This is a genomic window from Glycomyces buryatensis, from assembly GCF_004912275.1.
GTDB classification, from domain to species: domain Bacteria; phylum Actinomycetota; class Actinomycetes; order Mycobacteriales; family Micromonosporaceae; genus Glycomyces; species Glycomyces buryatensis.
Genome location: NZ_STGY01000073.1, coordinates 100844 through 124469 on the forward strand (window position 1 = coordinate 100844; position 23626 = coordinate 124469).

The window sequence follows — 23626 nt, forward strand, 5'->3', positions numbered from 1 at the left end:
TTCCTAGAGCGGGCTCGTCAGGCCCGGCGGCGGCGGGTCGTCCGCGCAGCCGTCCTTGCACTGGGAGCATTTGCCGGCCTTGAGCGAGCTCCACAGCTCCGCATCGAGGCGGAACCCGGCCTTGCGGATGGCGGCGGCAGACCGGTCGAGCACGGCCTGCACGTCCGCCTCGCCCTGCTCCTCGGACTCGTGGGGGACGTGGTGGATGAACTGGCCCGCGACCTGCTCACAGAAGGCAGCGTAGTCGCGGGTGTGGAGGATGAACATGTGCCACCCGATGTCGACGGCCATCGACGGCGACAGCGGCTCGGCGGTGACCGCGCAGGCGGCGAGGAACGCGGCGGCCTGGTCCATGCACCGCTCGGCCATGGCGGCTTCGAAGTGGTGTTCGATCGCGATCCTCTTGGCGAGCTTCGCGAACACGTCGCCGGGGACGAGGTCGCGGCCCTGCTTCAGGGCCTTCGTGGTGTCCATTGGGGTCTCCTCTCGGGAGTCGGATTCGGGGCCTGATTGCCCCGCCTCATCCAGTACAGCCCGTGGTCACGTGGTGCCGGTAGAGTGAGTGCGCCGCGCATCGTGCGCGCAACCGTCGCGCACCCCCACTCAACCTCTCGGAGGCCGACCGTGAGCGCTCTTGAACCCGAGGATTTCGCTGCTACCGTCCGGCACTGGCTTGAGGTCTCGGGCTTCTCGCGCAAGAAGCTGGCGAAGGAGGCGAACTTCTCCTCCGGGTACGTCTCCAAAGTGGCCTCCGGGGCCGAACGCGGCTCGCTCGACTTCGCGGCCCGCGCAGACACGGCGATGGCCACTGGTGGCGCGCTCGAACGGGCATGGCAGGCGCACCACGGTCAAGGAGCAAAGCCGTCCGCAGAACCGATCGTCTCGGCACCAGGGGGATTGATCGTCGACCAGGACATCGCCGAACTCCACTATGGTCACGGGCAGTACCGGCTGACGCAGCGGCGCCGGATCGTCAACACCGGAAGCGAGCCGATCACCCGCTACCTGATCCGCATCGCCGTCGACAAATTCCCCGGCGAGCCGGAGCGGTCCAATGCCCACTACCGGGAGCATCCGCTTCGCTGGGAGGACCTCAATCTCGAAGCGTGGTGCGGGAGTGGCCGGACCGAGCCGATCACGTGGACCGTCCAGCACGACCGTGACTCTTTCAAGGAGGTGTGGCTGTCCTTCCGTGGCGCGCAGGGACGGCGGCTGCCGATCTACCCCGGCGAGGCCGGGTGGATCGAGTACACGTACACGGTGCCCGAAGGTCAGTGGGGCAACTGGTTTCGCCGGGCCGTCCGCCTGCCGACCAACCATCTTGGAGTGCGGTTGGACATGCCCGCCGACCGGGCACCGGAGGTGTGGGGCACGCACACGTCGCTCGCCGGTGACGACCTGCCGCTGCCCTCCCCGATCGAAGTCGAGCGAATCGGAGACCGGTTGACGTACTCGTGGTCGTGCGAGAACCCGCCTTTGCACGCCCGGTACACGATGCAGTGGCGTTGGTCTGCTGGCGCTTACGATGAGCCGATGCAGACGCCGAGTCAGGTCATGGCGGACCTGGGGATCGTCCAGGACCCCGACGCCGTCTTGCGCCGCACTGCTCGGCGCTTCAATCTCCCGGCCGAGGCCGAGCAGGTGCGCGATGTCGTGGCGCGGCTCGAAGCTGCCGCCGAGCAGATCACGAAGGTCCATGATTTCACTGGCAAAGGGCGAGGCTTGGCGGCTCCGCAAATCGGAGTCGATGCCGCCGCCGCTGTCGTCTACACGCCCGGCGCAGTCGCACCGCTCGTGTTGTTGAACCCCGTTGTCGTCGAGACCAGCGCCGAAACGGACATGCAATACGAGGGTTGCTTGAGTTTCTTCGACACGCGCTCTCGGATTCCTCGGCCGCTCGTAGCCCACATCGAGCACACCGGCCTCGATGGCACTCGACGGATTACGGTCTTCGATCAGGGCATCGCCCGCCTGGTCCTACACGAAGTGGACCACCTTCACGGGGTGCTGTGCAAAGACCGCCTACCCGAAGGCGAAGAACCCACACCGATCGAAGAATACCGAGGGACCGGCTCGGCCTGGCAGTACAAGTAACAGAAAGGCGGGCGGCAACAGCCGCCCGCCATTTCTGTACTTGGGGTGGGGCCGCCCGTTCGTCTGCAAAGTCGGCGGCGGCCCCATTCAGGGAGGACGGGAGTCCTCCCCGGTTTAAGGCGTCTGCGAGCGCTGCTCGGCGGTCACTGTAGGGTCCGCCGAACGCTTCACGCTGCGGTAGACCTTGATCGGCAGCGCCACTGCTACGGCAACAACTCCGAAACTGAACAGGAGCAGGGCGTAGACGATCACGGTCTTCGCGAACCCGTCTGCGAGCCATGAGGCCACCAGGAACAGTCCGATCGCGGTCGCGACCGCTGCGAAGGACAGGAATGCCTCGCTCGCGAGGGCTCGCGACCAGGCCGGCCGTGACGGCTTCTCGTCCTCGGAGACAACCTCGTTCGCTTCGGCATAGTCGGCTCGGTCGTAGCGTTCACGCCAGACCCGCACGGCTTCGGTGATGATCTGGGCCCGGAATTCGGAGGCGTGGACGGCCTCGGGCACGCCTTGCAGGTCCAGCGGCATCCATTCGGGAGCATCGGTGTGGAGACGGAGCACGGTGCCTACGATCTGGTCCCCGTCCAGTCGCTTCATCGGAGCCAGGATCGAAATGGAGGTGGGCGATGCCATCCGCCCGTTCATCTCGGCTTGCACCAACTTGTACTCAGTATCGCCGAGTTTGAACGTGTCGAGGACCTTCATCCGGCCACCTCTCCGACCGCGTTGCCGATCGCGCAGCCGCCTACCAGGACCGTGGTCACGATGGCGCTGATCGTCAGCAGGGCCCGGCGAGGGCGCTTCTTACGGTTCTTGGTGAGGATCGCCAAGCCGCCGACGATGGCGGCAAGGCCCACTACGACGCCGCCGCCAGCGGCTTTGGGAGCATCCAGCAGGCGCGGGGAGTAGTACAGTTCCGCGCCGATTCCGGAGAAGACGGCGAGAATCGAGACGCTGACGCGGTTGACGAGCCGCCCGAGTTTGATCCGGTTGATGTGGCGCTGAATCGGCCCCTGCTCGCCCGGGGCGATGACCGCGAGGAGCAGGACCCCGACGGCCGCGAAGACGAGCGTGAAGCTGGTGTCTATCGCGGAAGCCCCGAGGTCGAGGAGAGAGCGCCATGCCTGTTCGAGGTCAGCGGCGCTCGTTGGCGTTAGCTCACCCATGCCACGGCCTCCTGCGGCAGCATGGGGATCTTGTACGAGCAGTCCCGTGCCTTCTTGAAGCCGTGCCGGGCTTCGAGTTCAGTCCCGTTGAGGATGGCGTCCACGATCGCCTCGCAGGTGTTCACGATCCCGGTCTCAACGAGTGAACCGGCGATGATGCCGACCTCGTACGCCTCGGGTTTCCATGCCGGTGCCGTGGGCTGGCCGGGTGCGACGACGACGGCGCCGAGGGCCTCGTTTCCTTCTGGGTAGATCGCGGTGACGGTGATGCGCCATCGGCCCGGCTCGTTCGAGGCTTCGCGCGCAAGGCGCAGCGAACGGCAGTTGCGCCGGATCGTCCCGAGCGGGTCCGTTTTGGTCTTGACGCTAGTGGTGATGGTCATGGCCGGGGTGCTCCATGTCGGGGATCTGGTCGAGGAGATTGGACAGCGGTCCCAGGGAAGAGACGGCTTGTGCGGCTTGGGCGAGGAACCGGCCCGCGAAGATCAGGCCGCCGAGACCGGCGAGACCGAAGATGACGGCCAGGAGCATGAAGACGAGGCCGATCGCATCGACCTGGCCGGTTTCGAGCAGTGCTCGCAGCGTCACCGATGCCGCCGAGAGCCCGACGATGGCGAACAGCCCTGCGATGGTTACGAGCCCGAGCCCAAGGTGTTTGAGGTGCTTGTCAAATGCTGGCATTGCTTCCATTGGTGGGGAAAATCCTCACTACAAATCGATAGTCTTCATTGGCCTCTGTGGTGTGTGATGTGGGGCCGGGCGCGGCGAGATGGACATGATCTGGGAACTCGATGTCCTTGCCTTGGGTAAGCTCCGCCGCGCCCGGAGCCTTAAACGGACGAGGCGCTGTGGGTGTTCGCGATGATCTTGCGGGCCTTCGCCTCGATCCGCCCGCACATGCCGTCGCCGTTCCACGCGCCGCGCCAGACCGGCTCGGCTTCAGGGTCGGACGTGAACCAGCAGACCAGGCGTGGACCTGCGGGGCCGTCGTTGACGTACACGCGATACTCGGTGCCCTCGTCCCCGCTGTCCGGCACCTCCAACACGGTGAAGACGACCGGGTCCGTGCCGAACGTCCCGAGGGGCGTCTCTTTCCCGGTGGGCTCGACCGGCCTCGCGGCCTCTGCCGTGGGCGCGTTGGTGCTCGTGTTCTTCCTGCGTCGTGTCATTTACCCGTCCCTATAGATCTTCGTCGCGTACTCGCAGATGGCATTGCGATTCTCGGTTCCGTGCCGGTCGAACTGGCCGCGGCCGAGGTGTTCCCGGTAGGCGTAGCTGTGCCGCAGGAGCGCGCCATCCGTTCGATGGAGCATGAAGACGTTCCCCACCCAAGTCCCGGTCTGGGCGTCGGTGACCTGGACGTATGCGCCGACTCGGCTGTGCTTCACGAGGAATGCAAGCCGAAGCCCGGCCACCTCCAGGTCTGTGGTGGGTCCTGCCATCACACGCTCCCGGTGTTCACGACGGGCCGATCGCCCGCCGAGTCCTGTCAGTGAATGTTGTTGCGCCTCAAGGTGTGAGCGGTTCGTACGCCTGGTACATCCCGAGCGCATACCCGGCCAGGAACAACGCGAGAGGCGCGAGGCGGGCCTCGTAGTCCCCGCTACCGGCAAGCGCCACTTCGGTCGCTGACTTCGCGAGGTCGGCGACGACGCAAGGCGTGCCGGTGATCCGGTTGAAGTCGTGAAACTTCACCCGGCGAGTGCCGATCTCCGCAACGGCCAGAAGCGTGAGCGCATTGCCTGCGGCATCGACCACGGTGAACGTGGACGTTCCCTGTTGAACCAGGCCCTTGCCGGATTTGCGGCGGTCCATCACATGCCCCTTGTCTGGCGGACATACAAGTCGATCCGCTTCGGAGTCTCCTCGTTGTAGAACCCCTCTGCCGCGTCCCGGATCTCGTCCGAGTACGGCCGGAACCGGTCGCAGTTCTCGGGGTTGGGAAGGGCGATAATCGGCGCGATGGTGCCGATCCGCGTCACCTCCGCCACCTGCTGAGCTGGCGAGCCGGGAAGGTAGACGAACACGATCCCGTCGCCGGGGAACGCGCGGTAGACCAGTTCGGCCCCGCCGTCGCTCAGGGCGCGCATCCGCGTCGGTGTTTCGGTGTCGCTCATCATGACCAGACCTTCTCTTCCATGAGCTGGTGGAATGCGTTCGCGATGCTGTTGACGAGGGCGGCACGGGCAGAGGGGGCGAGCAGACTTTCCACGGCGCGCACCCAGGCCGGACGGACTCGCCTGCGGCCGATGACGACCGACCCCAGCCAGTACTCACGGCCGGTGCGGTCGGTACCGGTAACGGAGAACCCCCAGATCCGACCTACGGGCCGGACCGGAGTGGCCCAGACGGAGACGAGATGACTCCCGCCAACCTGGGACATGTCGAACGAGATCGGCTGGGCGCTCATGCGAGTGCTCCAGTGTCCACCGGATACGGGAGAGGTCGGCGCTGGCGCGGCACCAGGACTGTCGCGAGGGCGGGCTGCCGGATGATCTCGTACGTCCCGGTCGGGGCCACCTGGCCCCAGAACCCGGGCTTCGCCGGTTCGGGGTAGGAGTCCTGCCAGATGGCACTGAACTCGTCGGACCTCTCTTCGCGTGCGCGGCGTTCCTTCGCCGTCGCCTTCCGGCGCTTGCGGCTTCGCTGGTCGTTCGCCTCGATGATCTCGGCCTCGAACGTCGTAAAGAGGTCAGCGCTGTGCCGGAGGTCTTCGGCCCGGTCGGCTTCGGTGGAGTCTTGGAGGTAGGCGATGAACTCGGGGGTACGGTCCTCGCACCCGAACTCGCCCCAGCGCTTGCCGCAGATGCAGCGCTTGCTGAACCAGCCGTGGCGTTTCGTGTGCTTGGCGATCGCAGCCTTGGTCGGGTTGAGCGCTTCGTCGTAAGATGAGACGGAACTCAGGTAAGGCATGACAGATTAAGCCCTTCATGCTGCGCCGGGTTTTTAGAGCGGCCCGCCCGAGACCAACCGACTTCCAATCACCGGTCTCTAGGCGGGCCGCCGTCTTTGTACCCAGCGGCTTCGCGGATAGATCCTGTTCAGTTGAGGTGGCCCGCCCGTCCCCCAACTCCTCAGAAGAGGCGGGCGGGCCGTGGGCTGCCCTGCGGCGGGGCGCGCCAGCCGGGATACCCTCGTCGCTCGGCTGGCGCTCAAAGCACCGTCCGATCTCACAGCCAAGAATCAAGTTGTTTTGACTGGTCAACGCCCATAAGATGCGAATTACACCCGCTGGGCGAATTTTGGCCATGTGGCGATCATCCCATATCCCGGTCAGGTACACAAGTTGTGAATATGGAAAGATTCTGTGCGTTCTCACAGATCTGGTCCGCAGGCTGCGCGACTCCAAGGCCGACGTCGGCTCCGGATAAGATTCGCCTAGAAACAGGGAGGCATCGTGGCGAAGAAGACGAAAGAGCAACCTTCGCTGCGCGCCCAATGGCTTGGGCGCGATCTTCGCAAGCGCCGCACGGACCTCAAGCTCAAGATCGCCGAGGTTGCCACGTACCTCGCGCGAGATGACGGGACCATCAGCCGTTACGAGTCAGGCGATTATCGAATCCCCGAGAACGACCTGCGGAACATGCTCGACCGCTATGACATCACCGATCCAACGGAGTTTGCGTACTTCGTCCAGCTCAACGAGGAAGTACGCCAGCGTGGCTGGTGGGACGGCTTCAAGAAACACCTCGGCTCAGCGTTCGCAGACTACGTCTGGCTGGAGTCCAATGCCGTCTCGATGAGCGCGTTCTGCTTGGCGGTCCCGAACGGCCTGCTTCAAACGCCAGAGGTCGTTCACGAGCTGATCGGTCGAGGACCGCAGTCCGGCAATCCCGAGCAGGTGAAGTCCCTGGTCCAAGCTCGAACATTGAGGGCTGAGGTTCTGCGGAAGCGTGACCGTCACTTCAGGTTCCTCCTTCATGAGGCGGCGCTGAGTGTGCAGATCGGCGACGAGCGAACGATGGCAGGCCAGTATGAACACTATTTGACCGTGTCCGAGCTCGAGCAGGTCGAACTACGGGTCCTACCGGCGGCCGTCAACCGCCACATCGGCATGGGCATTACTACTGGGTTCACCAACTTCGAGCTTGCCGACCCGATGCCCGATGTCACCTGTACTGAGACCGCTTCAGGCGCCATCTTCAAAGAGAGCCCCGACACCGAGGTGTTTGAGCAGGCATTCGACTCGATGTGGAACGTTGACGCTCTCGGTCCGAAGGATTCCATGGAGTACATCACTAAATTGAAGGACGTACCAAAATGACTACCCGGTCTACCTCGCACCCCGTAGAGGATTTGGCCTGGACAACCTGGCGGAAATCGTCGAGGAGTTCGGACTCTGGGAACGGTCAGTGCGTGGAGGTTCGAGCAAGCGCTGCGGACCTAGCCTCCACTGTCTTTCAAGTCCGAGACTCGAAACTAGGTGGAGCTTCCCCGACCCTTCGTCTGACCGCTGGTGACTTCACTGCCCTGCTCAAGCAGAGCAACCAGCATTAAACGCCCAACAACTCCGAGGTGCGCTCCCGTTGGGGCGCACCTTTTCACTTTCCAGGTCAACGATCCTGTTCCGAGGTTTCACCGCTCCAGTCCTGCACGGGCATTTCCGGCTGAGGTGCCCATCGGGCACCAACCGAGTTCTCCTGTTCCGCAGGTAGATCAGGTCGCTGACCTGTGGTCGCGTATTCCTGCGCCAGGCGGATGGCCTCGGGGATGCTCACCCGCGCTTCTGAAGCCGCAACGTGAACCAGGTTCTCACTCGAGTCGACCATGACCGTGATGTCCGCGCCGGGGATATCGGGATCGACCGCGATCAGGCCCTCAGGAAGCCAGCACACGGCGGCGGCGCCGATGGTCTCGGCCGTTACTTCGGGAAGCGTCTCGATCTCCTCCATGGAGGCCACTGGCACCCCGCCTGGCTCGGGGTCAAGGTCGAGGCGCAGCGTCATGTCGTCGCGTTCGGCTCCGATCGGTCCGAGCCACATGGTGATCCCGCGTGTGCCGTGCGGGTTGACCATGTTCAGCGTCTCCACGATGAGTGAGGCGATCTCGGCGGGGTCTGTGACGTCCTCGCTGGCGACGTCCCATGCGATGCGCGCGCTCATGCGATTGCCTTTCCATTGCCGTCGTAAGTGCCGTAGAGCTGGGTTCCCGACTCGCATTTTACGTAGATCATGACCTTTGCCCCGGTCGGGATGAGGTCGGGGAACACCGCGTCGCAGCCGCGGAGGCCTCCGCATGGCTGGTTGTTGATCACGGCGACAACCGGTCCCGCCGCGGGTCGGGAGTCGCGGATCGCTGCGGCGAGTTTGGCTTCAGCGTGGTCCATGATGATCAGCCGCTTATAAGCAGTCTTCAGGCCCTCGGCTGCTGAGCGGTCGCGTCCGCTTTCGAAACGGACCGCGTCGCCGTTCTCGTTGTCGTCGTACGCGAACACGACAGTCGTCTTGCCCTTGCCTCCGGGCGGTAGTCGTTCGGCCAGGTCATGCACGAGTTTCGGCACCGGCTCGGGCCCACTTGGCTGGGGTGGGGCCGGTGGCGGCGGGCTCGGTGGCTTGCCGCCATGTCCACCCGCTCCGGCCCCACCTGTCGATCCACCACCGAGCAGGGTTCCCTCGATGTAGCGCTCGATTGTGTCGTCGCCAGCGGCATAGAGCGCGAGCGCCTCTTCGAGTTTCTCCTGGGACTGGGCGAGCTGGCCGAGTCCCTCTTCCACCAGCGGATTGGTCGACCCGTCGGTGTCCATGCGGAGCTGGGTGGCGAGCTGCTCGACCACATCGCGAATGGCTCGAACCGTGGCCTGCGTCCGCTCGCTTTCCTCAATGGCGGCTCGCAGGTCGGCGATGGTCTCGCTCAGCGTCGACACGAGGGCGGCTCCAGGGGCTTCCGAGACGGGGTTGGGGGAAGTGTACAAACCCGTGAGTCGTAATGCTTTGAGCCAGACGCAAAGGCGCTCTTCGGCTCGACGGCGGCAGAGACCGACCGCGAGGGGTGTGCGACCGGTTCGGCGGGCGATCGCGGTCAGGTGTTCGCCGTCGAAGCGGGTGGCGCCGATCAGGTGCGCCTCGGCTCGGTCGATGACGCCGGCAGTGACGGCGCTGCCGAGAATGAGGTCGACGTGGCCGGTGCCGACGCGCTCGGGCTCTTCGCGAAGGAGTGCTTCTTCGGACTCGTGGCGTTGCCGCCTGTTCGACCGGCCGAGGCTTCGGGCGGCGGTATGCGCCGCCTGGCACAGCTGCGAGCAGATGGCACGGCGGGCCAGGTCCACTGTGCTGATCGCGGCGATGAAACCGGTGATCGCTTCGGCTTCGAGGTCGGCGCGTTCGGTGCCGGGGCTTTGGAGTTTGGCGCGGCCCGCAGCTCTTCGCAGGCCGGGGACGGCGAGTCCGAGCAGGAGCAGGTGCAGCGGCTCCGCCTCGTCGGTATCGCGGACTCTGCGGATGAGGTCGGCCCAGACCTGATCCCGGATGGCGAGCGGGGCGGCGTCGTCGAGCAGCCACCGGCGGAACCTCCCCGGAGCGGCCGATGCGTCTGGCGCGCTGGGGTCGTGGTGGTCGCCCAGGGGTAGCGGTCCCTCGATGTCGCAGAAGTGGGCGTCGATCAGATTGAGCGGCAGCATGGCCGTTCCTCCCTTGATTCGCGTTCGCCGCGTCAGCGGCCGGGAGTCCATCGCGCCACGTCGTGACCGCCCACCGCCATGCACACGCGTTCACAGACGGACACAGCGCGAACGCTCCTGCGATCACACCCGTTCCGGCCCTGGACGACCAAGGATCGAACGGGCGCCTCGTGTGACCGCTCGTGACCGTGCCAGTCCGGTCACGGCACGCCCTTCGCCGGTCACGAGCGGCGGTTTTGGAGTGAACCGTCGCCAGGTGCGGCGGTTCGGGCCCGCTGTGCGGGGCTGCTTCCAGTCCGTTTCGTTCACGACCGACTGAGGAGGTGATGGCGCTCGCGCCGTTCCGCGCACCGGGTCCGGGGCTCCGGCCTTCCGCCGGGCCGGGGCCCCACTCGGGACTTCCTATGGGAGGTGCGCGGTGGAACCGACCTTCAACGACCGCTCCGATTCGGGGCGCTGGCGCGTCGTGGCGGCGCATCCGGCGACGGCCTGGGCGCTGCGCCTAGGGCTGATCGTGGCCGGGACCGCCGTGGTGATCGCGCTGGACGCGGGCCCGGCACTGGCGCAGACGACGACCGAGACGGTCACGGCCATGCTCAATCGGATCCGGAACTGGATCATCGGTCTGGCCGGCCTGTTCGCGGTCATCATGGCGACGATCGCCGGGGTCCGCTACATGCTCTCCTCCGACCCCGCGCAGACGGAGAAGGCGAAGTCGGCGCTGCGGGCCGCGGGGGTGGGTTTGGCGCTGGTGCTGTTCGCGCCGGTGCTGATCAAGCTCCTCGAATACTTCGTCGGCTCCCACTCCTACGAGTGAGGTGCCGCGATGATCGATGACCTGTTCGACAACGCGTCGCAGTGGGCGTTCGACCAGATGCGCGATACCAGTCTCAGTGTCATCGAGTCGCTGATCGCCCTGTCGATGCTGGTGCTCAACCCCCTGTTCACCGTCCTCGCAACGCCGTTGGCCTCGTCGTTCCGCCTGCTGGTGATGGGCGTCTACGGCCTGTTGGTGTGCGTCGGCGGGGTGATCGTGATGACCTCCGAATCGCTCCAGGAGCGCTACTCGGCCCGCGAGATCGTCCCCCGCCTCATCGCGGGCTTTCTGCTTTCCTCCTTCTCACCGAACATCGTGTGGTTCATCCAGGACCTCAATATCGATTTCGTCGCCGCGTTCACCCTCGGGGAGACGATGGGCGACTCCGAGCACGGGGCCGACTTCCTTGACATCCTGGCGATCGAGGCGCGCTCGATACCGATCACGCTCATCGATCTGGTGGTCGCGTTCTTGAAACTCATCGGGGCGTTCGTGCTGTGGCTGTGCATGCTCACCCGCAATATCGCCTGGTTCGTCGTCGCCGTCTTCGCGCCGGTCGCCTTGGCCTGCCACGCTCTTCCGTTCTCCGAGGGCGTGGCGTGGCTGTGGTGGCGGATGCTGTGGGCCTGTTTCGGCTCCTCGGTCGGGCAGGCCGCGCTGATCTGGGTGTGGGCGAACATCTACACCGACCTGGACGACATCGAGGTCCTCGGCTACTACAGCCTCGGCCCGTTCTACCTGCTGGTGCTCATCTGGGTCGCCTGGCGCCTCCACAAGGACCTGTTCATCTGGGCTAAGGGCACACCGCTGCGGATCCCCGGCGCCAAGCTGGCCAAGACCGTTATCGGCTCGGCGATCGGGATCGCCCTGTTCAGGGCCAACCCAGTCGGGCGCGTCATCGGCCTCGGCATGCAAATGTTCCGAGGCCGGGGCAACCAGAACCAGCAGGTCCCGCCCGCGCCGCCGCGCCGGCCCCAGCCTCCGAACCCACGGCCGCGACCGGCGCCGCCGGGCCCGCCCGGCCCGCCGAACCCGCCAAGCCAGCCCGCGCTCGACCGCCCGCCGTACGTCACCGGCGACTCATCTGCCCGGCCCCCGCAGCGTCCAGGGCAGGGACCGACCAGCGCCGAGCAACTACCCCCGCAACCGGTCCGGGGTGAACTGGAGGCCGCGCCGCCCCGGCAGTGGAAGGCGGGCGCCGGTCCCGAGCGCCCGCCAGAGCCGGACGGAGAGCCGGAGCCGCTACGGCCCGGACCGGTCCGCCGCGAACTGGAGACTGCCCCGCCGGGACTGTGGGAAACCGGCCCCGCGAAGTGGCGGGCCAGTCCCGGCCCTGATCGGTCTGTCGAGCGCACCGCCGACATCACTCCCGCCCCCGAACCCACGGCCTGGGACCGATTGCGGCGCCACCGGCCTCGGGTAGAGACGATTCCCCCTCCCGAGCCGGTCAAGCGCCCGGCCCTGGCCACGCCGACCGATATCGACCGGATCAAACGTCACCGCCGAGGAAGGAAATTCCCATGAGCACCGCAGGGCACGTACCGGTTCCAGCCGACATCGATATCCAGGACAGGGTCCTGTTCGGACTGACGGTGCGGCAGTTGTTGATGCTCGCCCCTTCCGGGCTGGCTGCGGCGTTGGTCTGGCAGTCGTTGAGTTCGCTGCTGCCTTTGGAGTTGGTCATGCCGCTGGCGTGTATTCCGGTGGCGTTGTCGGCGGCGGTGGCGATCGGCCGGGTCGACGGGATCGGGCTCGACCGGCTCTTCGCCGCTGCGGCCGTCATGCCGCGGCGGCCAATGGCCGCTGGCAGGGGCGCCGCCCTGGGCATTCAGTTGGAGCGGAGGGCTGCATCGAACCCGGAGGCCGGCGTGCTCACCGGCCCGGTCCGACGCGTCGCCGATGACGGCTTGATCGACCTCGGTGCGGCCGGGTTCGCTCGCGCGGTCGATGTAGGCAGCGTGAACTTCGACCTGCTGGGGCCGGCCGAGCAGACGAGTCTGGTCGCCGCGCTCGCCAGGCTGTGTTACGGGCTCGACGCCCATCTCCAGGTCGTCGTGGCCACGCGCCCAGTCGACCTGTCCGGATACATCGACGCACTCGACGAGCGTGCGACGGCCCATCCGAATACGGCTGTCGCGACTTCCGCTCGCGCGCATGCTCACTGGCTCGCCGGACTGGTGCGGGTGCAGGGATTGCTCGATCGGCAGATCACCGTGGTCGTCACCGCCCACAGCGCCGAGGCGGCCGAGCGGGCCGCTGGCGCGGTGTGCGACTTCGCTGCCTCCATCGGCGCGGGAGCGGCGCTGCTGGACCGGGCCGGAGTGTGCGAGCGCGTCCGTGCCGGGGTCGATCCCTTCGGGACACCGGGAAGGCGGATCGCATGAGCGGCATGACTTGGCTGCGGAGCCTGTGGGGATGGGGCGAATCGTTCGACGCCTCGGTTGAACTGTGGCCCGATGCGGTGCGCCCCGAAGCCCGCCGGGTGCAGACCGGGGACGGTTGGGCGGCCACGCTGATCCTGGTCGGCTGGCCCGGCATGGTCTCCTATGCGTGGCTGGAGCCGCTGGTCGACCAGGCCACCAGACTCGAAGTCGCCCTACACCTCGACGGTGTTCCCGCCGAGGTCGCGGCGGCGCGGCTGCGCAAGCAGCGGGCCCGGATGGAGTCGACGCAGCGGTACGTGGCCGCGAAGGAACACCTCGACGACCCCCGACTCGACGCCGCCGCCAGCGATGCGGCCGGACTCGCCTCCCGGATCGCCCGCGGCGACACCCGGTTGCACGCGATGAGCTTCTATGTCACCGTCCACGCCCCCACACCAGAAACGCTGGACCGCTCCTGCGCGCGGCTTCGTGCGACGGCGGCGGCGATGATGTGCGACCTGCGCCCGGCCACCTTCCGGCCCCTCCAAGGCCTGACCTCCACCGTCCCGGTCGGCATCGATTCGCTCGGCGCGCGCCGGACCGTCGACACCGATACCGCCGCCGCGGCCTTCCCGTTCGGCTCCCCGGACGTGCCCGGCCCGCCCGGCGAACAGGCGGTCCTCTACGGATTGAACGCGATCAGCGGCGCCCCGGTGCTGTGGGACCGGTGGGCCGAGGACAACTACAACTCGATCGTCGTCGCCAGGTCCGGCGCCGGAAAGTCGTATTTCGCGAAGACGACCATGTTGCGCGAGCTCTACCAGGACACCTCGGTGACCGTCATCGACCCCGAAGGCGAATACCGGGCATTGGCGGACGCGGTCGGCGGCACGGTCTGCGCCCCGGGCGCGGCCGGCGAGGCGATCAACCCCCTCGCGCTCCCGACCCAGGCGAGTCCGGAGGACCTGACTCGCCGCAAGCTCTTCTGCGCCACCGTCATCGAAACCGCACTCGGCGAGAACCTGTCGAGCACCGAAGCCGCCGCCGTGGACGCGGCAGTCGCGGCCGCCTATGCCGCCTGCGGCATCACCGACGAACCGGGCACCTGGGGCCGCAAACCGCCGATCATGCCGGAGGTGACTGCGCTCCTTGCCGAGGGCTCGGAGATCGGGGCGAGCTTGGCGGCAAGGTTGGCCCCGTATGTGACCGGCGGCCTCTCCAGCCTGCTCGCCGGGCACACCGAGACCGCTTCCACCGCTGGGCCAGGCCAGTTGCACGTCTTCGACCTGTCGGCAGTGCCCGAAGAGATGGCGGCCGTGACCACGCTCGTGGTGCTCGATGCGATCTGGCGGAGCCTGCGCACCGATGGCGTCCGGCGGCTGGTCGCGGTCGATGAGGCGTGGCTGCTGCTGCGCGACGGGGCCGGAGCCGCCTTCCTCAGCCGTCTCGCCAAGTCCGCGAGAAAGAGGAACGCGGGGTTGATGGTGATCACCCAGGATGCCGACGACCTGTTGTCGACCAGCTTGGGCCACACCGTCATCGCCAACAGCGCCACCCAAGTGCTCTTGCGACAGGCCCCGCAGTCGATAGCGGCGGTCACCGCGGCGTTCGCGCTCACCGACACCGAGGCCGACCTGATCGCCAGCGCGCGTCGGGGTGATGCGTTGCTGCTCGCGGGACAGACGCGGGTGGCGTTCTCCACGATCGCCGCGCCCGAGGAGCACCGGCTGTGCCTGACCGGACTCGAAGCCTTCGGCGACGGGGGGCGGTGAGGGCATGCGACGCATCATCTCCGCCATCGTCGTGGCAGTCATGGCCGCCTGCTGCTGCACCGTCGGCGTGGTCGCCACCGCGGCCGAAAGTCTCACGTCCTGGTTCGGGTTCGGATGGTTCGCCGGATGCAGCGTCGATGCCGGGGCCGTCGCGGCCGATCTGGAGCGCGAATACTCCTCCTACGGTGAGACCGAGATCGCCCACGCGGTCACCATCTACATCACCGGCGCCGACCTCGGGCTCTCCGAGCGAGCTGTGGTCATCGCCGTAGCGACAGCGATGCAGGAATCCGGGCTTGAGAACCTCGCCAACCCCAACCACCCGGCGTCGCTGGAGTTGCCCAACGACGGCACCGGCTACGACCACGATTCACTCGGGCTGTTCCAGCAGCGGCCCGCCTCGGGCTGGGGCACCGTCTCAGAGCTCATGGACCCCGCCACCGCCGCCACCAAGTTCTACAACGCGCTCACCGACGTCGAGGACTGGGAGACCCGACCCCTGACCGAAGCCGCCCAACTCGTGCAGCGCTCGGCGTTCCCCGACGCCTACGCCAAACACGAGGACACCGCCGCCGCGATCGTCCAGGGCGTCACCGCGCGCATCAACTGCAACCGGGCCGCAGGATCGGATATCTCGGCCGAAGGCTGGACCCATCCCCTCCCCGGCCACGTGGTCACCGGCGGGTTCCGCACCGCCGAGAGGCCGACACATCAAGGCGTGGACCTGCCCGCCGGCTCCGGCACGCCGATTCTGACCGCCGGGCCCGGCGAGGTCGTCAAGGTCCGCTGCAACGCCCACACCACCTCAGGCGGGGCATATTCGTGCGATGTGGACGGCTCACCCGACGTCCGTGGCTGCGGCTGGTATGTCGAGATCGCCCACCCCGACGGGACGCTCACCCGCTACTGCCACATGCGGACCGAACCGCCCGTCGCGGTCGGCGACTCGGTAGCGGCCGGGCAGGTCATCGGCGAGGTCGGCTCCTCTGGGCACTCCTCGGGCCCGCACCTGCACTACGAGACCCATAACCGCGCCGAGAACCCCGGCTCGGACTCGGCCGTGCCGCCGTTGGATTTCATGGCCGCTCGCGGTGTCCAGTTGGGGGAGGCGTAGGCGACATGAACAATCTCGTGCACGACCCCTCGATGTGGCTGGCCTTCGCTGCCGCACTCACTGCGGGCGTGGTCGGCCTCGTCCGAATAGCCCTCCACCGCCGTGACGCCCGAACCTGGCTTCCGGGATCGCGGTATGTCACCATCGCGGCCCCGCCCGAAGTCGACCCGCGCGGCGCAGCTGCACTGTGGACGCATCTGGGCGCGATCAGCCGATCGCCTTGGCAGCGATTCTGGTTCGGTCAGCCGCATGTCGTCTTCGAGTACCGGTTCTGCGGTGCGGAGATGACCGTCCGGATCTGGGTGCCCACGCCGGTGAGCGCCGGGGTCGTCGCCGACGCCGTCCAAGCCGCATGGCCGGGAGCGAAGACCGAGACCACCGACGCCGAACCACCGCTGCCAGAAGAAGACCATGCAGCCGGTGGGCGCTTGGTCTGGTCGGGGACGGCCGCCGAGCCGGTCACCGCCGATGCTCCGGTCGATCCGCTCCGCGGCCTCATCGCCGCCGGCCTCGCCGGTCGTCGAGACGCCGTCGCCCTCGTACAGGTCTCGGCCCGACCCGCATCCCCTCGCGAAACCCGCCTCCTACGCCGAGCTGCCGACGGCGCCCAGCGACGGACGAGCCTGATCGACGAGATCCTGGACCTGTTCACCCTCACCGGGCCGAAAACCACCGCCACAATCAGGGAACCGGCCACACTTACCCGGTACCGCAGGGCCGCGGCCGAACGGTCCGGCGGCCTGCTCTGGTCGGTCGGCCTGCGCTGGGCCGTCACCGGGAACACGGCGAGCGGGCAGGCAGCTGAAGCCGCCGCCTCCCGGCTCGGCGGTGCGGCAGCGGCGCTCACCGGCGCGGCCGGAATACGGCGCCGCCGCATGGCGAACCTCGCCGGGAGATGCAATACCTGGGTCCACGACAGCGCCATCACCTTGACCTGCAACGAGACCGGCGCCCTCGCGCACCTACCCTCCGATGAGGTCGTACCCGCGATGGAACGAGCCGGAGCCCGCACGGTCGCCGCACCAGTCCACGCGGTGAACGGCGGCCGGAACACCAAGACGCTCGGCATCGGCCCCGACGGCCGACGACTCGCCATCCGCGTCACCGACGCCCGCCACCACATGCACATCGTCGGCCCCACCGGCTCGGGCAAGTCGGTGCTACTGCACCACATGATCATGAGCGACATCAGGGCGCGCAGGCCCGTGGTCGTCATCGACCCCAAAGGCGACCTCGTCAACGACGTGGTCGACAGCCTCGATCCGGACACCGCCAAGAACCGCCTCGTCCTCATCGACCCCTCCGCCCCCGGGCCCCACCCCGGACTCGATCCCCTCGCCGGAGCCGACTCCGAAGTAGTCATCGACCAGTTCACCGGAATCTGCCGCCGCATCTGGGAACGACACTGGGGCCCCAGGGCCGACGACATCCTCCGCAACGCCCTGCGCACGCTCTTCGTCGCCGGTGACCCCGCACTGCGGCACCTGCCCTCACTGCTGACCAACAAGGCCTACCGCGCGCCCCTGATCGCCGGCATCGACGACCCGATGGTCCTCGGCGGCTTCTGGACATGGTTCGACCAACTCTCACCCACGGTCCAATCCCAAGCCGCCGGGCCAGTCCTCTCCCGCATCCGGGCACTGCTGGGCCACGAGTTCGTCCGCGACACCATCGGATCACCCGAACGCGGCTTCGACCTCGAAGCCGCATTGAACACCGACGGCATCGTCCTAGCGCGGCTGCCCAAAGGCCAGCTCGGCGACGACACCGCCCGCCTACTCGGATCGGTACTGACCGCCCGCGTCTGGCAGGCCGCCTCCGCCCGCGCCCGCATCCCAGAGAACAAACGACGCGACGCCACGCTCTATCTCGACGAATTCCAGAACTTCCTGAACCTGCCCTACGCCGTCGAGGACATGCTCGCCGAAGCCCGCGGCCTGCACCTGGGCATGGTGCTGGCCCACCAGCACTGGGCCCAACTCGACCGCCCACTCCAATTCGCCGTCGCGGCCAACGCCCGCACCAAGGCCTACTTCGCCACCAGCGCCGAGGACGCCCACCTGCTGGCCCGCCACACCGCCCCGAACCTCTCCGAGCACGACCTGGAACACCTGCCCGCGTACACCATCGCGGCCCGCCCCTTCACAGGCGGCCGCACCCTCCCCGCCTGCACCCTCACCACCCTGCCCCCCGAAACACCGATCGGGCAGGGCGAGTCCATCCGCGCCCAGGCCGCCGCGCACCCGGCGTTCACACCGCACACGACAAGGAGCCGCCGACCATGACCGCCACTGTGGCGAAAGACGCCATCGCCTTCACCGACCTCTACCAGCGCCTGACCGACAGGGACCTGGCCATCATCGACTGCCTCGGCTCCCACCAGATCCTGACCACACCGATGCTCGCCGACGTCTTCTTCCCCTCCGAATGGACCGCCCGCGACCGCATCCTCACCCTCAACCGCCTCGGCGTCCTCGCCCGATTTCGGCCCACCAACCGCTCCGCCTACCGCTACACCCTCGGCGAATGGGGCCACGCGATCTGGGCCCACCGCAACGCCGCCAAACCCCCGACGAAGCAGTGGTGCGCCTGGCACGTCCAGAAACTCGCCGTCTCCCGCACCCGAATCCACCTGGAGACGGCCAACGGCATCGCCTGCCGCCTCCACGCCGACGCCCAAGCGAACGGCGCCTTCACGGTCGTGCAATGGCTCTGTGAGACCGAGGCCGCCGCCGCATGTTCGGGGCAGCTCCACCCCGACGCCGGATGGGTCGTCAAGTGGCGCACCGGCCCCCAGCTACGCGCCTGGCACGAACACGACCAGGGCACCGAGACCCACACCCAGCTCGCCGCGAAGCTCCGCCGCTACATGCGCTACCGGCCCCTCGACGGTGGTCGCTCACGTACCCTCCTGTTCACCCTCCCCAGTGCGGCCCGCGAAAGCAACTTCCACACCACCGCCCGCCGCGAACCCCTCGAATTCCCGGTCGCCACCGCCATCACCGCCCAGGCCGCACGCCACCCCGCAGGACAGCACTGGAGATTGATCGGTTCCGGGCGCCGCCTGAGCCTCGCCGAAATCGCCCACCGCGCCGAGCAGACCTGACCGACGAGCGTGCAACATGCCCGGCCATGCCATCGGTTCGAAAGCAATTGACGCCTTCCCTCAAACTCAATGAGTGCATTATGGATCGATCTCGCCGGGCTCGTACCCGCCTCCTACAACCGGGCCCTGTGACCGACCCTCTCGCCCCTCCCATGACAACACGGCCCCGATCACAGCCTCAATCCGCAGCTCACGCCCCGTATCCGGCCCCAGCAGCAAACCCGAATCCATATCCCCAGAACACACCGACGACATTCACCGCGGTCTTGCCCCGCGACCCTCACTGCTGCCACCGATGCTGGTCATTACCCGGCTGCTTTCGTCGCGGGCGTGTTGCTGACGCCTCTTCAGGAGACTGCTGGCGCTGCCCCCTTACTCCTTCTCACAGACCGGTTCGGGCGGCGTCCCCGCTCAGCGCGGGCCCGTTCAGTGAGTCCGACCCGCGAGTTGGCTTCGGTCATGCCTTGCGCGAGGAGCGCCGATATTCTTCGATGGTGAACGCACCCTTCGACGACGACCATCCTCGGGTCGCTGACATCCTGCCCGTGCTCTCGGTAGCGCTGCAACGACACCTGCGCGAAGCAGGCGAGACCGATCTTGCGATCGTGGCCGCTGATCTTCGGGTCTACGGGAACTGCGAGTGCGATGGGCCCACGTGCCACAGCTTCTACACCGACGAGCCGCCGAACGGACCATACGGTGAAGGGCACCGGAACATCCTGCTCGACCGTGAAGACGGACGCGAGGGCATGATCATTCTCGATGTCGTCCGGGGCCGGATCAAGTTCGTCGAGGTGCTCGATTGAGCAGGGCCGCGACCGCACGGCAGTAGGCGCTCTCGGGTCTGCCAGATAGAGCAGCGAGTTTCGCCCTCTTGAATCCGAAACCACCGGGTCTGTGATCGCCTGTGACCGGTTGTGAACGCTTGTGATCGTGCATTTGCGCTGGCAGACCGCTATCGTCGAAGCTTCACATCACGTTTGACGCTTTACCTTTCCGGAGCTCGCTCCGCCAGTCGGTAGCCGTACCGGACGCGAACCCTCCCACTGGGAAACCGGTCGGACCCGCGTTCACGGCCATCTGGCGGCCCTGCCGCTCCGTCTCGTCCGCAAATCTGCGGCTGGTCAGCGCCTTTCTCGCGCTGCGCCCCACCTCCACCACCGCACCCTGAGCCGTCCGGTTCGGGGATTCCGTCATGCCCTCCATCGACTACATCGGAGTCATCGACATGCACATCGCACACCTCGCCATCGGTCAGACCGTCCGCCTCCGCCCTGCCATCACCATCCCGACCGGCAAAGGCCGCTGCACCGACTTCATCTCCCCTCGGTTCGTCGAAGCCGTCGTCGCCGGCTTCACCCCAGGCCCCAACCCGCATGCAGTCCTGGTGAACCTCCCCATCCCTGGTCCATGGAATTCCCCGCAATGGGTTTACCCGGACGACCTCCACTGCAACGGCTGCGACTGCCTCGAATGCGAACTCGACGCCCCGCGCGACCCGTTCGCCGTCATCGTCGCCGCAGAACAGCGTGAACGCCCCCACCGCAAGTCCTAGACGAGACGCCGCTCTTTCGATCGGATCGGCGAACGCCTGATCGCGGTCATACCACCAGCAGAGTGAGCGCCCAACCGGCCATGAGGAACGGCCCCAAGGGCATCCGGTGGCTCTTGCCGCGTTGCCGAAGTCGGACGGCGGCCACCGGTACGGCCAGCAGGAGGCTCAGCAGCAGCCACCAGGCGACCGCGCGGACCTCCAGCATCCCCAGCGGCAGCGCGTAGACCGTTCCAATGGCGATGTCTCCTCGTGCGATCCCGCCCCCGGAGAAGAACGCCACGGAGCCCAACGCCAGCAGCGCGATTCCCGCGCCGACGAGCGCCAACTTCGCTGGTCCCGGATCGCGGTCCGCGAGGAAGCCGAGGACGGCTGCCGCCGCGAAGACCGTCCCGAGCGTCCAGGCGATCGGGAACGGAATGCGTCGGGTCACCGCGTCGCACAAGGCGATACCGGGAACCGCCGCAGCGAAGACCATCAGGGCCCCGAGCTGGTACGGCCCCGCCGCTGCCGACACACCTATCCATCCGGCGAGCCCCGCCGCCGCTACTGCCGCTGCCACCGTCCACATCAATCGTCCGCTGCGGCTGCGAAACGAGGGCCGAGGCAACCGCCTTGGCGTCGTCCTCCAGGCGGCGGCGATGAACGGGAGCGCGGCGACCAATCCGAGCAGGGCCGCAGTCCAGGGGTGCATCGCTTCAGGCTACCGAGACCATCGGGCCGAGGCGGGTCCCCAAGTACTCCGAATCCGGGCAACACCATGCCACCAACATTGAGAGGAACACCGTCCATGAACCACCCGTCTTTCCCCACATCGCTGGAGCCGGGCCAGAAGGTCGCGGCCAGGCCCTGGTTGTGGCTGCCGGCCCCCGGAGCCCTGGCGGTCAACACGCTCGCGCCGTACTACTGCCCGGCCACGATCGACAGCACCCTGGTCGATCTCGTCGAGATCGTCTTCGACCAGCCGCAGTTCGAGGTGTGGCCGCAGCGGCAGATCATCGCCCCGACCGACCTGCACCCCTGGCCGCATCACTGCCGCGAATGCCGGGCCACCGCCGCGCCGCTCGACCCGGCCACCGACATCGCCGCTTTGCGACGCCATTGTGCAGCGCTCGAAGCCGAACGCGACGCCCTCCAGGCCGAGCTGTTCGCCACGCGCGCCGCGCTCCCGCTCTCCGCCTGACCACTCATGTCATTGATGGCCGCAGCCTTCTGGCTGCGGCCATCGCCGTCTCCGCAATCTGACTTCCGAGAAAAGGAGTACCGCCATGTCCCATCTCGATCACCGTGAACTGCCGTGCCGTCTGTGCGGCATGGACACCATCGTGCCCGGCCGGGTCTGCTGGACCTGCCGCCGCATCGCCCACGACGCCGAAGCCGACGCCTCGGGCTTGCTCGACGCTTCCGCCGGAGCCCTGGGTTCCCTGTGGGGCGCGGTTCTCGCCCGCCACCTCCTCCGGCGCGCCGTCGCCGACCGGACCCGCAACGGACTCACCCCGCTGGAACCGGCCGGGGCCGTCGTCGTCGAGTTCGAACACGCGGGCACCGGATCGACGTTCGCCACCCTCACCGCCGAAGCCTTCGACGCTTCCGATCGGACCCGTCTGCGCCAGTACGTCGGGCTCGGGCCGATCGATTCCGGCGAGTTGCTGCGGGTCCACGACGGGAGGCGGGTGTTCAGCGATGCGGTTGCCGAACGCATCCGCGCCGCCTGGTCCAGCCGACCGGCCGACCACTGAAGCCGACATCCCAACGACGTTCCCACCTCCGGCTCCGACGTCCTGTCGGGGCCGGTTCGCCATGTCCACCAACGCACAAGAAAGAGGAAAGCAACATGCCAACCGACAACAGCCACGACCTGAGCGCGCTCGCCCGCAGTCAACTGCGTCCCGAACTCGACCCCGCTCCGACTCTGCGCGTCCAGGTTCGAGCGAAGCCACTCCGCCAGGCCCCGGTGTACGCGCTCGTGGCGGTGCCCATGAAAGCCCAAGCCGCAGAACTTCGTACGGTCCGGCTCGAAGCCGACGACGACCGGTTGACGCTCACCGGGTTCGACTACATCCATGCCCTGTCGGTCTCCCTCACGGTGAAGCGCGGCCCGCTCCACCGCAGCGGCAACGCCGCCGTCGACGCTGCCCGCCTCGCGGCCGCGCTCGACCTTGTCGGCGGTGAGACCGTCGAAATCACCGTGGCAGGCAAGGCCATCACCGTGATGGCACCGGGTTGCACGGTGCTCTTGGCCGCCGTGCCACTCGACCGATTCCCTACCCTGCCACAGCCGATGGACGACGCCGAACGCATCACGGGCGGTGCGCTCGACGGCACGGCGCTCACCGCCATTGCCCGCGCGGGGGCGGTCGTCGAGACAGGACCTGTTTACGGCGACTGGGCAGCGGTCCGGGTGCGCATCGACGCCTCAGGTATCCGGGCGTGGGCGAAGGCCACGTACGCCGCGACGGTCCAAACCGTCGAGCACGCCACGGACGCCAGCGACCGGAAGGTGCTCGACGTCGTCATCCCCTCTGAGGCCGTCGTAGCGCTGGCGAAGCCCTTTGCCGACATGGGCGGGGAGTGGAGCACCGCCGTCGTCGCCTGTTCTTCCACGCGGTGGCTGGAGCTGCGCCGCGGCGACGTCACCAGCCGCATCAAGACCCTCGCCACCGCCGTCGAAGACCTGTCGGTGATCGGCGGATACCTCGACGAGCCGGTCCAGGCCAGTGCTGCGCAGTCCAAGTCCTCGCTCGCCTCCCGCATCCGCGCGAATCGGAGCGAGCGCCTGGAGCTGGCCGAGGTGGTCGAGTTCTGGGGCCTGCGCCGCACCGTCGACCGGCGGCTGCTCAAGAAAGCCCTGGCGACCCTCCCCGACGGTGAGGTCACGCTCGCCCTCACCACCGGCAACCGGCTCCTGCTCACCGCTGGCGGTGCGCGGACCGTCGTCTCAACGGCGCCGCTCTCGTAAGTACCGCCAGCTACCTCCATCGGCGAGCCCTGAACGACTCGCCTCCATCCATCAAGAATCAATCCAGAAG

29 protein-coding genes are annotated in these 23626 nt (G+C 67.5%); 15 read left to right on the forward strand and 14 right to left on the reverse strand.

What is annotated here, in order from left to right; all coding sequences use genetic code 11:
- Positions 1-3: 3 nt before the first annotated feature.
- Positions 4-474, reverse strand: coding sequence for a glycine-rich domain-containing protein (locus tag FAB82_RS22710; RefSeq protein WP_136536847.1), 471 nt, complete (start codon positions 472-474; stop codon positions 4-6).
- Between the two features lie 150 nt (positions 475-624).
- Here FAB82_RS22710 and FAB82_RS22715 point away from each other — a divergent pair, with 150 nt between their 5' ends.
- Positions 625-2094, forward strand: a complete 1470-nt coding sequence (locus tag FAB82_RS22715; protein ID WP_136536848.1) for a peptide deformylase — start codon at positions 625-627, stop codon at positions 2092-2094.
- Positions 2095-2208: 114 nt separating this feature from the next.
- Here the strand turns inward: FAB82_RS22715 and FAB82_RS22720 are convergent, their stop codons facing one another.
- The 10 genes from FAB82_RS22720 to FAB82_RS22765 all read right to left on the reverse strand — a co-directional run bounded on the left by FAB82_RS22720 (position 2209) and on the right by FAB82_RS22765 (position 6170).
- The gene (locus tag FAB82_RS22720) at positions 2209-2796 is read right to left on the reverse strand and encodes a hypothetical protein (RefSeq protein WP_136536849.1); all 588 of its coding nucleotides are present in this window, start codon (positions 2794-2796) and stop codon (positions 2209-2211) included.
- Positions 2793-3257: a hypothetical protein gene (locus FAB82_RS22725; RefSeq protein WP_136536850.1), complete on the reverse strand. Its 465-nt coding sequence runs from the start codon at positions 3255-3257 to the stop codon at positions 2793-2795. Before FAB82_RS22725 ends, FAB82_RS22720 begins: the two co-directional genes overlap by 4 nt.
- Positions 3245-3640 (reverse strand): hypothetical protein, encoded by a 396-nt coding sequence (locus FAB82_RS22730; protein WP_136536851.1) that lies wholly within the window; start codon positions 3638-3640, stop codon positions 3245-3247. The genes FAB82_RS22725 and FAB82_RS22730 overlap by 13 nt, the downstream gene beginning before the upstream one ends.
- On the reverse strand, positions 3624-3938 hold the full coding sequence (locus tag FAB82_RS22735) for a hypothetical protein (RefSeq protein ID WP_136536852.1): 315 nt from the start codon (positions 3936-3938) through the stop codon (positions 3624-3626). The genes FAB82_RS22730 and FAB82_RS22735 overlap by 17 nt, the downstream gene beginning before the upstream one ends.
- Positions 3939-4087: 149 nt before the next feature.
- Entirely contained in the window at positions 4088-4426 is a 339-nt protein-coding gene (locus FAB82_RS22740) for a hypothetical protein (protein ID WP_136536853.1), read from the reverse strand.
- Positions 4427-4699 (reverse strand): hypothetical protein, encoded by a 273-nt coding sequence (locus FAB82_RS22745; RefSeq protein WP_136536854.1) that lies wholly within the window; start codon positions 4697-4699, stop codon positions 4427-4429.
- A 67-nt stretch (positions 4700-4766) separates the two neighbouring features.
- A complete protein-coding gene (locus tag FAB82_RS22750) occupies positions 4767-5072 on the reverse strand; it encodes a hypothetical protein (RefSeq protein ID WP_136536855.1) in 306 nt (101 codons plus the stop codon).
- The gene (locus tag FAB82_RS22755) at positions 5072-5374 is read right to left on the reverse strand and encodes a hypothetical protein (protein ID WP_136536856.1); all 303 of its coding nucleotides are present in this window, start codon (positions 5372-5374) and stop codon (positions 5072-5074) included. The genes FAB82_RS22750 and FAB82_RS22755 overlap by 1 nt, the downstream gene beginning before the upstream one ends.
- Positions 5374-5667, reverse strand: coding sequence for a hypothetical protein (locus FAB82_RS22760; protein ID WP_136536857.1), 294 nt, complete (start codon positions 5665-5667; stop codon positions 5374-5376). Before FAB82_RS22760 ends, FAB82_RS22755 begins: the two co-directional genes overlap by 1 nt.
- Positions 5664-6170, reverse strand: a complete 507-nt coding sequence (locus tag FAB82_RS22765) for a hypothetical protein (protein ID WP_136536858.1) — start codon at positions 6168-6170, stop codon at positions 5664-5666. The genes FAB82_RS22760 and FAB82_RS22765 overlap by 4 nt, the downstream gene beginning before the upstream one ends.
- 484 nt (positions 6171-6654) lie before the next feature.
- On the opposite strand from FAB82_RS22765, the gene FAB82_RS22770 reads away from it, so the two are divergent.
- On the forward strand, positions 6655-7521 hold the full coding sequence (locus FAB82_RS22770; protein WP_168801726.1) for a helix-turn-helix domain-containing protein: 867 nt from the start codon (positions 6655-6657) through the stop codon (positions 7519-7521).
- Positions 7518-7754, forward strand: coding sequence for a DUF397 domain-containing protein (locus FAB82_RS28685; RefSeq protein WP_136536860.1), 237 nt, complete (start codon positions 7518-7520; stop codon positions 7752-7754). Before FAB82_RS22770 ends, FAB82_RS28685 begins: the two co-directional genes overlap by 4 nt.
- A gap of 56 nt (positions 7755-7810) precedes the next feature.
- Here FAB82_RS28685 and FAB82_RS22780 read toward each other — a convergent pair whose 3' ends face one another.
- Together FAB82_RS22780 and FAB82_RS22785 are read right to left on the reverse strand one after the other, a co-directional pair.
- The gene (locus FAB82_RS22780; protein WP_136536861.1) at positions 7811-8359 is read right to left on the reverse strand and encodes a hypothetical protein; all 549 of its coding nucleotides are present in this window, start codon (positions 8357-8359) and stop codon (positions 7811-7813) included.
- Positions 8356-9873 (reverse strand): DddA-like double-stranded DNA deaminase toxin, encoded by a 1518-nt coding sequence (locus FAB82_RS22785; RefSeq protein WP_168801727.1) that lies wholly within the window; start codon positions 9871-9873, stop codon positions 8356-8358. The genes FAB82_RS22780 and FAB82_RS22785 overlap by 4 nt, the downstream gene beginning before the upstream one ends.
- A 418-nt stretch (positions 9874-10291) precedes the next feature.
- Between FAB82_RS22785 and FAB82_RS22790 the strand changes: the two genes are divergently transcribed.
- From FAB82_RS22790 to FAB82_RS22830, 9 genes are all read left to right on the forward strand, one after another.
- Complete coding sequence (locus FAB82_RS22790) at positions 10292-10690, forward strand: pilin (RefSeq protein WP_136536863.1); 399 nt, start codon at positions 10292-10294, stop codon at positions 10688-10690.
- A 9-nt stretch (positions 10691-10699) separates the two neighbouring features.
- A complete protein-coding gene (locus FAB82_RS22795; RefSeq protein ID WP_136536864.1) occupies positions 10700-12214 on the forward strand; it encodes a hypothetical protein in 1515 nt (504 codons plus the stop codon).
- The gene (locus FAB82_RS22800; protein ID WP_136536865.1) at positions 12211-13074 is read left to right on the forward strand and encodes a PrgI family protein; all 864 of its coding nucleotides are present in this window, start codon (positions 12211-12213) and stop codon (positions 13072-13074) included. The genes FAB82_RS22795 and FAB82_RS22800 overlap by 4 nt, the downstream gene beginning before the upstream one ends.
- Complete coding sequence (locus FAB82_RS22805; RefSeq protein ID WP_211116780.1) at positions 13071-14825, forward strand: VirB4 family type IV secretion system protein; 1755 nt, start codon at positions 13071-13073, stop codon at positions 14823-14825. The genes FAB82_RS22800 and FAB82_RS22805 overlap by 4 nt, the downstream gene beginning before the upstream one ends.
- Before the next feature lie 4 nt (positions 14826-14829).
- Positions 14830-15939, forward strand: a complete 1110-nt coding sequence (locus FAB82_RS22810; RefSeq protein ID WP_136536866.1) for a M23 family metallopeptidase — start codon at positions 14830-14832, stop codon at positions 15937-15939.
- A 5-nt stretch (positions 15940-15944) separates the two neighbouring features.
- Positions 15945-18224 (forward strand): type IV secretory system conjugative DNA transfer family protein, encoded by a 2280-nt coding sequence (locus tag FAB82_RS22815; RefSeq protein ID WP_136536867.1) that lies wholly within the window; start codon positions 15945-15947, stop codon positions 18222-18224.
- A complete protein-coding gene (locus FAB82_RS27255; protein WP_168801728.1) occupies positions 18221-19045 on the forward strand; it encodes a replication-relaxation family protein in 825 nt (274 codons plus the stop codon). Before FAB82_RS22815 ends, FAB82_RS27255 begins: the two co-directional genes overlap by 4 nt.
- A 494-nt stretch (positions 19046-19539) precedes the next feature.
- Positions 19540-19851: a hypothetical protein gene (locus FAB82_RS22825; RefSeq protein ID WP_211116781.1), complete on the forward strand. Its 312-nt coding sequence runs from the start codon at positions 19540-19542 to the stop codon at positions 19849-19851.
- Positions 19852-20240: 389 nt separating this feature from the next.
- Positions 20241-20600: a hypothetical protein gene (locus FAB82_RS22830; RefSeq protein ID WP_136536868.1), complete on the forward strand. Its 360-nt coding sequence runs from the start codon at positions 20241-20243 to the stop codon at positions 20598-20600.
- A 46-nt stretch (positions 20601-20646) separates the two neighbouring features.
- On the opposite strand, the gene FAB82_RS22835 is transcribed toward FAB82_RS22830, so the two are convergent.
- Positions 20647-21291: a hypothetical protein gene (locus tag FAB82_RS22835; protein WP_136536869.1), complete on the reverse strand. Its 645-nt coding sequence runs from the start codon at positions 21289-21291 to the stop codon at positions 20647-20649.
- Between the two features lie 96 nt (positions 21292-21387).
- Here FAB82_RS22835 and FAB82_RS22840 point away from each other — a divergent pair, with 96 nt between their 5' ends.
- The 3 genes from FAB82_RS22840 (at position 21388) to FAB82_RS22850 (ending at position 23556) form a co-directional block, all read left to right on the forward strand.
- The gene (locus FAB82_RS22840) at positions 21388-21780 is read left to right on the forward strand and encodes a hypothetical protein (protein WP_136536870.1); all 393 of its coding nucleotides are present in this window, start codon (positions 21388-21390) and stop codon (positions 21778-21780) included.
- A gap of 85 nt (positions 21781-21865) precedes the next feature.
- Entirely contained in the window at positions 21866-22336 is a 471-nt protein-coding gene (locus FAB82_RS22845; RefSeq protein ID WP_136536871.1) for a hypothetical protein, read from the forward strand.
- Between the two features lie 95 nt (positions 22337-22431).
- The gene (locus tag FAB82_RS22850; protein ID WP_136536872.1) at positions 22432-23556 is read left to right on the forward strand and encodes a hypothetical protein; all 1125 of its coding nucleotides are present in this window, start codon (positions 22432-22434) and stop codon (positions 23554-23556) included.
- The last annotated feature ends 70 nt before the right edge of the window (positions 23557-23626 follow it).